The organism is Rhodococcus sp. APC 3903 (genome assembly GCF_030407755.1).
Classification (GTDB): domain Bacteria; phylum Actinomycetota; class Actinomycetes; order Mycobacteriales; family Mycobacteriaceae; genus Rhodococcus_F; species Rhodococcus_F erythropolis.
Genome location: NZ_JASDCV010000053.1, coordinates 1 through 13,553, shown reverse-complemented (window position 1 = coordinate 13,553; position 13,553 = coordinate 1). Strand labels below are relative to the sequence as shown.

Annotated in this window: 8 protein-coding genes and 1 tRNA gene; 3 read left to right on the top strand and 6 right to left on the bottom strand. The window is 61.7% G+C overall.

Annotated elements, in window-relative coordinates:
• Positions 1-353 precede the first annotated feature (353 nt).
• From QMA15_RS32015 to QMA15_RS31995, 5 genes are all read right to left on the bottom strand, one after another.
• Positions 354-1,166 carry a class E sortase gene (locus QMA15_RS32015; RefSeq protein ID WP_290289025.1) on the bottom strand — a complete coding sequence of 271 codons (813 nt, stop codon included), beginning with the start codon at positions 1,164-1,166 and terminating at the stop codon, positions 354-356.
• Positions 1,167-1,232: 66 nt separating this feature from the next.
• The gene (locus QMA15_RS32010) at positions 1,233-1,376 is read right to left on the bottom strand and encodes a hypothetical protein (RefSeq protein ID WP_003945342.1); all 144 of its coding nucleotides are present in this window, start codon (positions 1,374-1,376) and stop codon (positions 1,233-1,235) included.
• Positions 1,377-1,504: 128 nt separating this feature from the next.
• Positions 1,505-6,178, bottom strand: coding sequence for a DUF5979 domain-containing protein (locus QMA15_RS32005; protein ID WP_290289021.1), 4,674 nt, complete (start codon positions 6,176-6,178; stop codon positions 1,505-1,507).
• A 1,660-nt stretch (positions 6,179-7,838) separates the two neighbouring features.
• Positions 7,839-7,997: a hypothetical protein gene (locus tag QMA15_RS32000; protein ID WP_003945304.1), complete on the bottom strand. Its 159-nt coding sequence runs from the start codon at positions 7,995-7,997 to the stop codon at positions 7,839-7,841.
• Between the two features lie 118 nt (positions 7,998-8,115).
• A tRNA-Arg gene (locus QMA15_RS31995) sits at positions 8,116-8,191 on the bottom strand.
• A gap of 97 nt (positions 8,192-8,288) precedes the next feature.
• On the opposite strand from QMA15_RS31995, the gene QMA15_RS31990 reads away from it, so the two are divergent.
• On the top strand, positions 8,289-10,424 hold the full coding sequence (locus QMA15_RS31990; RefSeq protein ID WP_020908246.1) for a cytochrome c oxidase assembly protein: 2,136 nt from the start codon (positions 8,289-8,291) through the stop codon (positions 10,422-10,424).
• Between the two features lie 181 nt (positions 10,425-10,605).
• Positions 10,606-11,019 carry a single-stranded DNA-binding protein gene (gene ssb / locus QMA15_RS31985; protein ID WP_007733347.1) on the top strand — a complete coding sequence of 138 codons (414 nt, stop codon included), beginning with the start codon at positions 10,606-10,608 and terminating at the stop codon, positions 11,017-11,019.
• A gap of 4 nt (positions 11,020-11,023) precedes the next feature.
• Here the strand turns inward: ssb and QMA15_RS31980 are convergent, their stop codons facing one another.
• Positions 11,024-11,482 carry a MarR family transcriptional regulator gene (locus tag QMA15_RS31980; protein ID WP_003945320.1) on the bottom strand — a complete coding sequence of 153 codons (459 nt, stop codon included), beginning with the start codon at positions 11,480-11,482 and terminating at the stop codon, positions 11,024-11,026.
• Between the two features lie 106 nt (positions 11,483-11,588).
• Here QMA15_RS31980 and QMA15_RS31975 point away from each other — a divergent pair, with 106 nt between their 5' ends.
• Entirely contained in the window at positions 11,589-13,406 is a 1,818-nt protein-coding gene (locus tag QMA15_RS31975) for an ABC transporter ATP-binding protein (protein ID WP_049940979.1), read from the top strand.
• The last annotated feature ends 147 nt before the right edge of the window (positions 13,407-13,553 follow it).

Sequence of the window (13,553 nt, the reverse complement as noted above, 5' to 3'; positions counted from 1 at the left end):
AAACCGCGGACGACGCGGGCCCCGTCACAGTCACGGTGACGCCGGCAAGCTGATCCACATCGGATGTGACTCGACATTCGTGAAGGTCTGACTCCCTCGGAAGCAGGGCGATTCTGCTGTGCCACAACGGGTGAGCGGACGAAGGTCATGGCACGTTCTCTTCTTGACTCAAATGCCGGCCGGCCTGAACGGGCGGTCTAAACGGTGACGTCGGAGTAGGGCATATGCTCTGACACCCAAGGAAATACGACTTCCATGAGTAGCAGCACCACCGCGACCAAGAGAACGATCGCCAGCAGGGCCTTCACTGGTCGGGGGCCGGGGAGCGCGCCCCAGAGGTAGCCGTACATTCATTACTCCTGGAATGCCGCGGGAATGGTGCCCGAAGTCTTCGAGATTGTTTCGACGAGAACCGCGTGGACGATCAAGCGTTCGCTGTTCGAGTAGAGCGGATGGCACGTGGTCAGTGTCAACATACTTTCCAGCGTGGCGTCGGACTCGGCCCAAGGGCTTCCGGGCAGCGGGTTGACGACCGCAACATCCCCGGGCACGGTGATGTGCCGCCCGAGGAGATGGGCGTAGTCGCCTTCGGAAACCCGATCGGCTTGCTCGGGATTCAAGCAGGCTTTCGCCGCAGCGCGACGTTCGGGCGAGGCCTGGTCGAGTGGGAGTAACCGGTACGTCATCCACTGGGACTCGGTCTCCACGACGATGGCATCGCATGCATCGAGTCGATCCAGGTGTTGGAAGACTGCGCCGGAACCATTGCGGTGCCCGGCGAGCGCGAAGTTTCCGGCTTCGCCGGGCATCTGCGAGTCCGGGTAGTGGCCGGGGCCGGCCCGCAGGTCCTCGTTGCGTGTGCCCTCGACGATTGCGTACGCGGCGCCGAGTGTGGGGAAATGCACGCGCGCGAATCCCTCGCCGAGCACAGGGATCAGCGGGGGCACCGGCTGACCGTCGATCGCTCCTGGGGCTTCGGGGACTTCGGCCCAGGATTCCTCCAGACTGTTGTTGAGCTCGTCCTGCAGCCGCCCTGAGACGATATTGGTCCAGAACGCCTCATAGATGACGAACAGCAAGATGACGACCCCGGCCGTGAGGAGCAGTTCGCCGATTACCTGGCCTGCGCCCGGCCGCCGATGCCCTGGATCTTTGGTATCGCTCACGGACCGGGGTCTCCTCTTCACAGATCTACCGAGCTAGCTGATGTGTCGAATTGGTGCCGTATCGAACTAGCTGCCCGCGTTGATCGTGGCGCTTCCGGTACCGCCGAGGAGATCGTAAAGGAGTACGGACAGGCGACCGAGGCCGTCGATCGCGGCAGAACCAGTGGTCTCGATGCCTTCGATGACGATCGGGAACGGGAGGAATGACATGGTGTTTCTCCTTCGAGGGGTGGGCCACGGGGGCGGCCGCGAGATAGATACGTCGTGACGGTGAAACAGGGCGGGGGCGACCAGGCGTAGGTCGCCACCCGCCCTGTTTCGGTATTCCTGGTTGGGAGTTACTCCCGGCCGGGTGCACGCTTGCGGTTACGCAGGGTGAGCCATGCGCCACCGCCGATCAGCGCCAGCGCCAGACCGGCGAGCCAGATGACGTTCGCGCCGGTTACCGGCAGGGACGATGACTGGTCCGGTTTGGCCTGAGCAGGATTTCCCGGAGCAGGCGTGCCCGGAGCACCGTTGTGTCCACCACCGTTATTGCCGGGAGTGTTGTTGCCGGGAGTCGACACGTCAGTGCCTGGTCCTCCGGGTACCTCAGAGCCCGGCCACGTCGGGATTTCCCACGGCGGCAGCGGGATCGGGATCGGGATGATGATCAGCCCATTGCTGCTGGTTTTGTTCTCGAGTCCCAGGACCACCGACTTGTTTGCTTCGCCGGTGAGCTTGACGGAAGTTGCGGTCGGTTCGCCGTCGATATTCGAGACGTCCGCCTTGCCTTCCTTGACGCCCCAGATCACTTCACCCCACTTGACGTTGGTGACGTCAGTGTGAGCACCGGTTTCTGTGAAAGTGATGTCGGTGTTCAGCGGGAACTGGACCCGGCCGTCGATGACGGCTGCGTCGCACTGGGCGGTCGGAGTGACTGAAGCGCCCGGTCTGACATCGAGAACACAAGACCGCGCCTCATTGTCGATGTCCGTCCACGTAGCCGTGACCTGGAAGATCGTGGATCCGTCCTTTGCCACCTGGCCGCCCTTGGGGCCGGTCACGATCTTGTCGATATCCACCTCGGTGGTCGGGATCGGGCGGTTGTGGATCTCCACCACAGCCTTCTCACCGGCTACCGCCTTGACGGTGTCGCGGTATTCGGCGTCACCGGCATCCGCGGACACGTAGTAATACGGCCGCGCCCAGTCGATACCGGCCAGGGGCTTGGGGTCGACCTCGGAGAAGGTGATCACGGTGTTCCGCGGCACAACCTCGTCGGACGTCCAGCTCCAGTCGTTTCCGGCATCGAGGGTGATGGTCTGGCCCACTGCCGGGAAATCGGTTCCGGCGGGGAGCGCCGGATCGATTCCGTCGATACGGACTTCGAACTTCGTGCTGTCAGGCAGGTCGGCCTCGGGGGCGCGGACGGGGTTGCCGTCAGCGTCGAGGATGAACTTCGTGAATTCGACCGATCCGAATTTCCACAGCGCCTCGTTCGACAGCGTGATCAGTCGACCGTCGGTCGGGTCGTCGGAGACTATGCCCGTCGCGGTGCCGTCGAGGTTCGAATGCAGCCACGATTCGCCTTCCGGGCTGGTTCCCCAGGAGATGGTGCCCCACTCGACTCCGTCGACATCGGGACGGCCGGTCTCGGTGAAGGTCACCTCGGTGCCGACGGGGAGGTCGACGCCGAGCGGTGTGGTCTGTCCCTGCTTGACGCTCAGCACCTGGGTGCGGTACTCCACACCGTCGCGCCAACGCGCCTCGACCGTGAACTCCACGTCGTCGCCGATGGCCTCGGCGGCCTCACCGCCGACCTGCTTTGCGATGCGCAGAGTGCCGTCGTTGACGTCGACGAAGTTCGACACCTCGATCTTGCGCAGATCCTTGCCGATGGTCACCACGGCTGCGTTGTCCGGATTGATCCTGACATTCCCGGAGTATGCGGGCACGCCATAGGCGAGACCGTCACCGTTTGCCGGAACCAGCTCTGTCAGTGTGACTTCGGTGCCACCGGGCAGGTTCTCGCCGAACGGAACCGCCGTGCCGTCGGACGGAAGAGACAGTGTCTTGCTCTGCGGTTTGTCGTCCGTATCGAGCCAGGTGGCAATCACGTCGAAGCTCGCCGGTACGGCCTTGTCGAACGCCTTCGGGCCCGTGAGTTTCTTGCTCACTTCGAAGGTGCCTTGCGTGATCTTGGCCTCGTTGGTGACGGAGACCGTGTTCGCCGACGCATCGGCGCCGATGGTGAGCATTTTCGGGTTGATCACCGGCTCCGACCAGGTCACGAGGTCGGTGTTCATCGGTTGTACCTCGGTGAAGGTGACTTTCGCTCCGATGGGCAATTTGCCCAGGTCGTAGTGCTGACCGTCCTTCAGAGTGAATTGACGCAACTCGTTGCCGGCGGCGTCGTCACCAAAGGCGATCTCTGCGTTGACGACGAAAGCCTCGAGTCCCGTGCGCGCTCCGTCACCGATGACGGACTTGGTGATCCGCGCCGATCCCAGACTCGCTTTGTTGAGCAGTGTGACACCGACATTGCTCTTCGGTGTGATGGTCACCAGCGCCTCGGTGCGGTCCCCGTTGAGCGTCACACCCTCTGACGGGCGGAACGTCCCTCTCTCGAAATACACACCGTCAACGGTGGGGAGGTTGATCTCGGACAGTCGGATCTGCCAGCCGGTTCCGCGGGGGTTGATCCCACTGACCGGTGTCCCGTCAGCCTTCACCTTGATCTCGTAGGAGCTCACCGGGGCGTCGGTCGCTGGGATTTGCCCGGGGGCGAACTCCTCGACTTTCACGGTGAACTCGGTGTCTTGCGGGAATTTCTCGGAGAAGGGAGCGATCTCCTTCAGCAGCGAGAACGAGCCCCGCGACACACCTTGACCGGTGCCGCCACCGCCCCATTCCTGCTTGACGCTCTGCGACAGCGTCTGCTTGCCGGCATAGGTGAGGGTGTTGGCGTATTCCGTGTCGCGCTGGTCGAGTCCGCCGCTGCTGGTGCACAGGGTGTAGCTGACGAGGTACTTCGTCTGACGGCTGTAACCGTCCGCGTCACGCGGGAGAGTGAGATCGAAACCGCCGTCGGCGCGCGCCACCGAGGTGGCATCGGTGATATCGCGTTTCTTGTTGCCGTCGAAGAAGTCTTGCGCGACGACCTTGAGATTGAGGTTGCTCTTGAGATCGCCGCCGATTTCACACACCGTCATGTTCGGTGAGAACCTGTCGTTGATGACCGCCGGTTCCGTAAGGCCCTCGAGATCGTGTCCGGAGATTTCCACGGTCCAATTGAGGGTGGTGCCTGCCGGCTGCTCCACGCCGCCGACAGTCTGCGACGTGGTGTTGATCGCGCCGTTCTTGCCGCTCGTGAACCCAGGCCCCTCAGTCTTTCCCGTGATCGACGTCTTGTTGACGACCGCCGAGTTGGTGAGATGGTCCTCGGAGTCTGGCACCTCGGTGGTGGTCAGGCAGGTCCGGTACGTGACGTAGTAATACTGCTCTTCGTTGAACGTGTCCGGGTTATCCACAGTGATCGCCGCGGTGAAGGTACTCGCGCCGGCTACTGCGCCGATGGGAGCAATGGTGAATCCTGCGGCAGGAGTGCGGTAGTTGGGTTCGTTCTCCCGACCTGGGAGGTAGTCAGACTTCTCGATGACTACCTGCACGCCCGAGGCACAGACCGCATGGGGGCCGCCGAAGGTGTCGGTGATGTCGATCTTGTGGTTGTTGGCGGCAATGTCGGTGCCCGGAACCACAATCGTCCAGACGGCTTCCATATTGCGCTTACCGCCGTCGAGGTAGCCACCCTTCCAGGGCTCGGTCTGCGGCGCATAGTCCTGTCCCACGCCATCCGAAGCCACCGTGTTGTCACCGATCGTCACGGAGTTGGTGTACTGAGTCCCCTTGAGATCCACCACGCCGCTGGTCGTGCATGAGGTGTACTCGATGCGGTAGAGCTTGTTGCCCTCGAAGGGCGCGCCGTTGTTGATGTTGATGGTGACCTGATCACCCGCGTCGGCTTGAGCGACGGTGACGCCGCCGGGGGTCTCTTTGAGATCGCCCGGGCGACCGGACCACAGCTTCGCGTTGAGCAGGCTGCCTGCACACACCTTCATGTTGTCGGAGAGCTTGTCGCTCAGGGTCACCGAACCGGTGTTGCCTGCGTCCAACTTGGCCAGATCGGCGCCGGGGATGTCGATGGTCCACCGCACTGACTGCTTGTTGTCCTGGAGTTTGCCGGACTTCGTCGACTCGCCGATTACGCGGCCGTCGGTGATGCCGCCCGTGCCGGGCAGGTCGACCGGCGTGACCTTGTTGTTGATCGTGAAATCCACAGTCTCTGACGTGGTGTACTCGACTGCCTTCGTGTAGACGAAGAAATCGCCCTTCACCTCGTCCGGCCGATCCGCCACAGCGTCGGAGAGCACGCAGGTCATGAGATTGGTGGAAGCAGCCAGATCGCATGTGCCCCAAACCGTCCCATCGTCGCCCTCCAGCGCGATCGTCGGGTTGGACTGGAGCTTCAACTCGTCAGGGAATCCGATGGTGAACTGGTCGCCCGGTTGCGGGCTCGCGCTTGACGCGTCCCAGGTGCCCTTCACCGTGACGGAGTCCCCGACCGTGATCTGCTGGTCGTTCTTTCCCTCGACCTGGACGTCGGTGATTTTCACATCGATGCCGGGATTGACTCCGCGTGCGGCCAGTCGCTGCGCCGCCACAGAAGTCGTAGACGGGGGCGCCGTGGTTGTGATCGGCGGTTTCGCAGAAGTGGGTGACTCCGACGTGGAAGTAGGCGGCGCCGTCGTTTTCAGTGGCGCCTCCGTCGTAGTCGCGGGCGGCTTCGTTGTGGTCGGAACTGTGGTGGTCGGACCTGTGGTGGTCGAGGTCCCGATGTCATCTGCTGAGGCAACTTGGACGAATGAGAACGACGATATGACCAGCGCCAGGACCGCAACGATCATCCCCAAAGCTGCCCACCGAGACACCACCCCCTCCCCGGCACGGCGTGGGAAGACACGGTTACGCATGACGAACACCTTTCGTTCAGAACACATGATTTGGGCCCCGTTTCCGGGGCCGTCGAATAGCGAAACGGGACCTTTGAGCAGCTCTGGAGCCTGGATGCGAGCGTTGGTGATTCTCAGGCGTCCTATTGCGGAGCCGAACAGTTGGTAATCGGACCTGGTTGGCGCCAGCGCAGACCGACGGCCGGCTCTGGGTAGGCCAGGAAATTCCAAGAAAGATCGACCGCCGGCATTCCCTAACGCGACGACCTACGAGGTACTAAAGGCTGCGGCCGAGGATCTTTCCTGCGCGATTCATTGCAGTTCGGGCATGAGCACCATCCCGGATAGCAATAGCAACAGTGCGATGGCTCCGAGGGGGAGTCTTCGCGCCGCGTGCTTCGCTGCCGTGACGGTTTTCATGAAATTCCTTTCTTTGGCACAACGTAAAGAAATGTGCGCGGGGCCGTTCGCGAGAAGATGCAAATTCCGCGCAAACAACGCAGAAGGCGCAAACCGGGCGATGCGCAATCAGGAATCTAACACGAGCAAATCGCATAGCTGGACACGCCATGGACGTGCGTCCATGCAAGAAAAACTGCGCTTACCTGGGTATATCTATATTCCGTTGATTTCTTTCAAGTTAACTGGCTGGTTCATCACAATTCGATCTCGACCATCAGTTGCATGCCTGCCTTGGCCCTTGTCGACAATCGGTGAGCGGCCGAGCCGAGTCGGCGCTGCTGTACCGAATGGGCCTTTATGCAGTTCACCGCCCCTTATTTGCTGTCGGAACGACAAGGCGTGGAGCGAATTATCTGTGCACACACGCTCGACATAAATGCAAATCATTTTTCTGTGTATAGGAGGAGGGTGAATTAGGGGGTGAATTCAGTCGCGCGTCATCGAAACCCCTGTTCTGAAAGGATCCAGAGATAGGGGTCACATTAGATTCGTTTTTCTTAGCAGACTGGATTCCGGCCTGAGTTAACCGTCGATAATGCTTCGGGGGCCGACATGGCATTTCGAGACAAAGAATCGCCCAGCTTTTCGTAGAAAGCCTTCGGTACGGTTACCTCAGTCCAGCTGATCACGCGCCGCAGCGACTTTTGGCGACGCTCTTGTGCGCACGGATGAGGCACTGCCTGGGATGTGTGTGGATCTCGGAAAATGCCACGTCGGAGGCTTCTTCGAAGATCTGGAGACCTCGCAAGTTCAGGTCGTTCTCGCGCATTGGGCACGATGAAATGGCTTACTTTTCAAGCGCTTTCGATGCCCGGAGTCAAATGGTGACGGTCGTTGCGTAGTCGCTGACGGCGGATGCGGCCGGTTCGGTCGGTGCGCAGTCGCCACATCCGAGCAACCGCACCGAGTAGCCGCGAGGTCCCAGAGCCGGCGCCTCTCGCGGCTCCCTGGAAACTTCGCGAAATTAGAACTTCGAATCGAGTTCTCGCTCAACCATTCTGACGCAGCTTGTATCAATGGTGCTACGCCCACGGCCGCCAGCAAGGTCCGACTACTCCGGCTGCTGTTACGCCCTGGGATCCGGAGCCCAGAGATTCTGTGGCACTGTGCGGCGGCTCTGCTTAGCGTGTTGCATGCGACTCAGCCGGCAGTGGTGGATTCTTGGCTACCGGCTCGTTGTCGTAGAACTTCGTGAGACGACCTTGTCGCAGGGGAAGGGCTACAACGATTGGTCGGGTCCGGTCAACGAGGCGGGACCGGTCGTCGGTTGGTGCGCGCCGGTGAACCTCTCGACGACGGATACCACGACGATCGCGAGTGCCAGGATTCCAACCGTCCGGGCGAGTGACTTCAGGGTCTTCGGAAGTGCCTTCTTCATGCGAGGCAGATTACTGCGGACGGCACGTAATTTGTGGGCTAGGTTTCGGTCCGTATCGGACTGCTCTGCCCAGCGGCCGCTCGTCCACGCAGTGTGACTATCCGTGAATCAAATCTTGTGGTGCCCCCGGCAGGATTCGAACCTGCGACCAAGAGATTAGAAGGCTCTTGCTCTATCCCCTGAGCTACGGAGGCGCGTGGAACATCATACTCGAGGGTTCGGGATGTGACGCGCGCCGCCCAACTCCGACGCGTTGTCGTAGTCGGTTCGCGAAGGTCCTACCCTTGAGGTATGGCTACACCCGACCTCGCGCCGACAGATTCCCCACCGGAGTCCACACAGCACAGCGGTGCACCCGCTTCGTCGACCGCGATATTCGTGGTCAGTGGACTCATCGCAGGGCTCACCGCAGCCATCGTGGTGGGATTCTCCGCGTCGCAGGCGCTGACTCTTCTGGGTATCCCGGATCCAGGTCCGATCACCACATACGGCCTCCCCGCGATGCGCGCACTGGGGGAGATCGCCGCGGTCATCGCGATCGGGTCACTGCTGCTGGCCGCGTTCTTCGTGCCGCCGCAGAAGTCGGGCGTCCTCGACGTCGACGGCTATCGAGCAGTCCGAACCGCATCACACGCCGCGATCGTGTGGGCAATCTGTTCGTTCATGATGGTGCCCCTGACGCTCTCCGACACGTCGGGTCAGCCGTTCGCCGAAGCGATCAAACCGGCAAACCTCTGGTCGGGACTCGATCAGGTCGAGATCGCCGGCGCCTGGCGCTGGACGGCGATCATCGCGGTTGTTCTGGCGATCCTGGCCCGACTGACACTGCGCTGGTGGTGGACCCCGCTACTGCTGCTGGTCGGTCTTCTCGGACTGATGCCGCTCGCTCTCACCGGTCACTCGTCTTCGGGCGGGTCGCATGACATCGCTACCAACAGCCTGATCCTGCACCTCGTGGCGGCTTCGCTCTGGGCCGGCGGCTTGTTCGCGCTACTGGCACACGCGCGGCGCGGCGGCGATTACACCGACGTAGCGGCTCGACGCTTTTCGACGGTCGCATCCATCTGCTTCGTCGTCATGGGATTCAGCGGCGTCATCAATGCGATTGTCCGTCTGCCTCTCGACGACGTGTTCACCACGACCTACGGACGATTGATCGTCGCCAAAACAGTTGCACTGATCATCCTCGGGTTCTTCGGTTGGGCTCAGCGGAGTCGGGCGCTACCGGCGCTGGCGGAGAACCCGAAGAGTCGCTCTGCCCTGATTCGATTTGCCGGCGCCGAAACGATCGTGATGGCGGCGACCATCGGTCTCGCGATCGGCCTCGGTCGTACCCCGCCGCCTCCGCCGCTGTCGATTCCCTCGATTCCCGAGGTCGAACTCGGTTACAACCTTCCGGACCCGCCGTCGTTCATGGCGTTCGTGACGGACTGGCGATTCGACCTCATGTTCGGCACCGCCGCAATTGCTGCGGCGATTCTGTACGGCATCGGCCTGCGCAAGCTGGCCAAGCGTGGAGACTCCTGGCCCGTCGGCCGAACCATCGCCTGGATGAGCGGTTGCGCGGTGCTCCTGATCGCCACGTCGTCCGGTGTCGGCAAGTACGCGCCGGCAGTCTTCAGCGTTCACATGGGCGCACATATGGCGCTGTCGATGTTGGGCCCAGTCCTGCTGGTTCTGGGTGCGCCGATCACTTTGGCTCTGCGGGCGCTCGATCCGGCGGGCAAGGACGGCGTGCCAGGCATTCGCGAGTGGATTCTGACCGCGCTGCACAGCCCGTTCTCACGATTCATCACCCACCCGATCGTGGCGGCAGTTCTCTTCGTCGGCGGTTTCTACGCGCTGTATCTCGGCGGAATCTACGGCGCGACCGTCGACTCGCACAGCGCTCACCTGCTGATGAACCTGCACTTCATCCTCAGCGGCTATCTCTTCTACTGGGTGGCGATCGGAATAGACCCGTCACCACGCCAATTGCAGCCGGTGACCAAGCTGGCGATGGTCTTCGGCTCACTTCCGTTCCACGCGTTTTTCGGCGTGGCATTGATGAGCACCACCGCCGTCATGGGCGGCGCGTACTTCCGCTCGCTCGGACTCGGTTGGAACAACGACCTGATCGGCGATCAGCAGCTGGGCGGCAGCATCGCGTGGGCGACCGGCGAGATCCCACTCATGGTGGTCATGCTCGCGCTGCTGGTTCAGTGGTCGCGCAGTGACGGAAGGACCGCGCGCCGAACGGACCGTGCGGCCGAGCGTGACCACGACGCCGACCTCGCTGCTCACAACGCCATGTTCGCCGAATTGGCCAGGCGGGACCGCGAGGGGTGGAAACCGCGTGAGGCTGCTGACGCGGAGACTGCAAGCGAGGACTCTGCGGACGAGACACCCAGCGAGAAGAAATCCGACGAATCCTCCACTAGCACTTAGTTCCGACACTGCCCGGGCCGTTTGGCTCGGGCAGTGCTGTTTCTCCACAGCTGTCCCGCCGATGCACAGGTGGAAATCGAAATCCCGAGCCAGGCGTTTGCCGTTCCACAATCGAAACTGCCGACGCAATGATCGGCCCCGCGACAGTTGGCGGGTTCTGGAGTTCGAAGGGGGATCGGACATGTACGAAACGCATGCAACGGTTGTCGGAACCGTCATCACCAATCCGGTGAAGCGGCAGACCACCAATGGCGAAGAGGTGCTGAGCTTTCGGATGGCGAGCAACACGCGTCGCAAAGACGCGGTGACCGGAGAGTGGACGGACGGAGCGACCCTCTATCTCACGGTGAGTTGCTGGCGGCGGTTGGTCACCGGCGTCGGCGCATCCATCATGAAGGGTGATCCGGTCATGGTGGCGGGGGAGTTGCGCACCAACGAGTACACGACCAAAGAGGGTGTGCCTCGTTCTGATCTCGAGCTACGGGCGACTGCGGTAGGCGCGGACCTTGCTCGTTGCATCTCGAAGATCGAGCGTCAGAGCAAGCCGACGTCGGCGGAGAATGTCGAGGACGCAGTCGACACCGTCGCTGCGTGAGGACTCACACCGAAGGTTTCGGGCAGTCGCGGGGCCGAGAGTCGTGCCCCGCGTCCACTCGCTCGAGAAGTTCGGTGAGAGTTGCTCGCTCCGACTCGTCGAGGTCGTCGAACACATCCGAGGATTCGCGTCGTTGAGCTTTCGCGACGTCGGCAGCGAGGGTAGCGCCGGCGTCGGTGAGCTCGAGTAATACAGCTCGCCGATCGTTCGGATCGGGAGTGCGGCGCACCCATCCGGCCTCTTCGAGGGAATCCACGACGTCGGTCGCCGACCGCGGAACGATGCGCAATCGCTCGGCAAGAAACCCGAGTCGAACCGGCTCGCCCACTCGGGTCAGTACTCGCAGCGCTCGGCTTTGCGACGGCGAGAGGCCGAATGGTTCCAGCGCTGCCACTTGGCGTCGCCGGATGAGCCGTGCCACGGACATCACGACGTCGGTGAGTTCGCGCTCTCGGGAATGCATGGCGTCAGTCTAGCGTTGTTGGTGTCAGCCTCATAGTGAGGTAACCTCATCAATATGAAACTAGGGTGAGAAAGCCTCCAGGAGGTAGAACGTGAAACCAGATCACATGCGAAACATCGAACGATCCGCTGTCGAGATCACTCCGGCGGACTCTGTACCGGCAAAGCGCGTACTCGGACTGTTCGCGCCGTATCGAACTCAGATCGCCATCGTCACCGCGGTCATCACACTCAGCGCGATCGTGGCGTTGGGCAGTCCGCTGCTCCTACGCGAAATGCTCGACAAGGCGATCCCGGACAAGAACCTCGGACTCGTCAGCGTTCTGGCCATCGGCATGATCGCCATTGCCGTGATCACGAGCTGTCTCGGCGTGGCGCAGACTTGGATGTCCAACAGCATCGGCCAGAAACTGATGCACCAACTGCGTGTGCGGGTCTACTCGCATCTGCAGAATCAGTCGCTCGGATTCTTCGCTCGAACCCGAACCGGAGAAGTTCAGTCGCGCATTGCCAACGACATCGGCGGTATGCAGTCGGTGGTCACCAACACGGCAACGTCCATCGCGCAGAATGCAACGACCGTGGCAGCCACCATTGTTGCTCTGTTCCTTCTGGATTGGCGGCTTGCCATCTTCTCGCTGGCGATCTTGCCGGTGTTCATCCGTATCGCACGCAAGATCGGTGACGAGCGCCGCAAGATCTCGGGTAAGCGGCAGAAGCTACTCAGTGATCTGTCGGTGCAGGTGGAGGAATCTCTCTCCGTCAGTGGCATTCTCCTCGGCAAGACGACCGGCGCGAAGTCGGCTCTGACGGATCGATTCACCGAGCGTTCAGCGGAAGTCGCGGACGTCGAACTCCGGGCCATGATGGCCGGCAAGTGGCGCATGGCGACCATGTCGATCACCTTCGCAGCCATGCCCGCACTGGTCTACTGGTTCGCCGGTTTCACTCTCGATCACGGCAACACCATCACCGTCGGCACCCTCGTCGCATTCACCACACTGCAGACACAATTGTTCCGCCCCACCATGATGCTGCTCAACACGGGCGTCGAGGTGCAGAGTTCGATGGCACTGTTCAGTCGCGTGTTCGAGTACCTGGATCTGCCGATCGACATCGCGGATCCGGAAGAGTCGAAGAGCTTCGACCGCACCAAGATGTCCGGCGAACTTCGGTTCGACCACGTCGACTTCTCGTATCCAGGAACCGACAGCAAGACTCTCGACAACATCGACCTCACGGTCCCGGCCGGCGGAACCTTGGCGCTGGTCGGCTCCACAGGTTCGGGCAAGACCACCCTCGGATACTTGGCCGCACGTCTGTACGACCCGACTGCGGGATCGGTGAGAATCGACGACATCGATCTGCGGGACCTCGATCTGGCGACGGTCTCCGATCTGGTGGGCGTGGTGTCGCAGGAGACGTACCTCTTCCATACGACGATTCGTGAGAACCTTCGGTTCGCGAAACCCGATGCCACCGACGCCGAGATCGAGCAAGCGGCGCGCATCGCGCAAATCCACGAGTTCATCTCCGGTCTCGACGACGGGTACGACACCATGGTCGGCGAGCGCGGCTACCGATTCTCCGGTGGTGAGAAACAGCGCATCGCGATCGCGCGCACAGTTCTGCGGAATCCGCCGATCCTGGTCCTCGACGAGGCGACGAGCGCCTTGGACAATCGCACTGAACGTGCGCTGCAGGACGCGCTCGACGAGCTGATGGTCGGACGCACCACTCTTGTTGTAGCGCACCGACTCTCGACGGTTCGAGATGCGGATCTCATCGCGGTCCTCGACCAGGGCGTGGTTGTGGAAAAGGGCACCCACGACGAACTTGTGCAACAAGGTGGGCGATACGCACAGTTGCTTGCGGCCTCGGGTAGCGACGCCGTCGAACTCCCGTCGGAACTGCAGACCGTGTGAGTGTAAGAAATGTCGGCCATTTCACTTCCGCAAGTTTCTAGAACGTGTTCTACTTTAATGGTCGTTGATCGACTATCAGTGGAGGCGGAAAGATCATGGGTCAGGTTCTGGACAACATCTCACAGTTCGCCGACGAGATCCGCGCCG

Excerpts from the sequence above, each read along its gene's own strand:
- QMA15_RS32010 (WP_003945342.1), bottom strand. The coding sequence starts at position 1,376 with ATGTCATTCCTCCCGTTCCCGATCGTCATCGAAGGCATCGAGACCACT.
- QMA15_RS32005 (WP_290289021.1), bottom strand. The coding sequence starts at position 6,178 with ATGCGTAACCGTGTCTTCCCACGCCGTGCCGGGGAGGGGGTGGTGTCT.
- QMA15_RS32000 (WP_003945304.1), bottom strand. The coding sequence starts at position 7,997 with ATGAAGAAGGCACTTCCGAAGACCCTGAAGTCACTCGCCCGGACGGTT.
- QMA15_RS31990 (WP_020908246.1), top strand. The coding sequence starts at position 8,289 with ATGGCTACACCCGACCTCGCGCCGACAGATTCCCCACCGGAGTCCACA.
- ssb (WP_007733347.1), top strand. The coding sequence starts at position 10,606 with ATGTACGAAACGCATGCAACGGTTGTCGGAACCGTCATCACCAATCCG.
- QMA15_RS31980 (WP_003945320.1), bottom strand. The coding sequence starts at position 11,482 with ATGCATTCCCGAGAGCGCGAACTCACCGACGTCGTGATGTCCGTGGCA.
- QMA15_RS31975 (WP_049940979.1), top strand. The coding sequence starts at position 11,589 with ATGCGAAACATCGAACGATCCGCTGTCGAGATCACTCCGGCGGACTCT.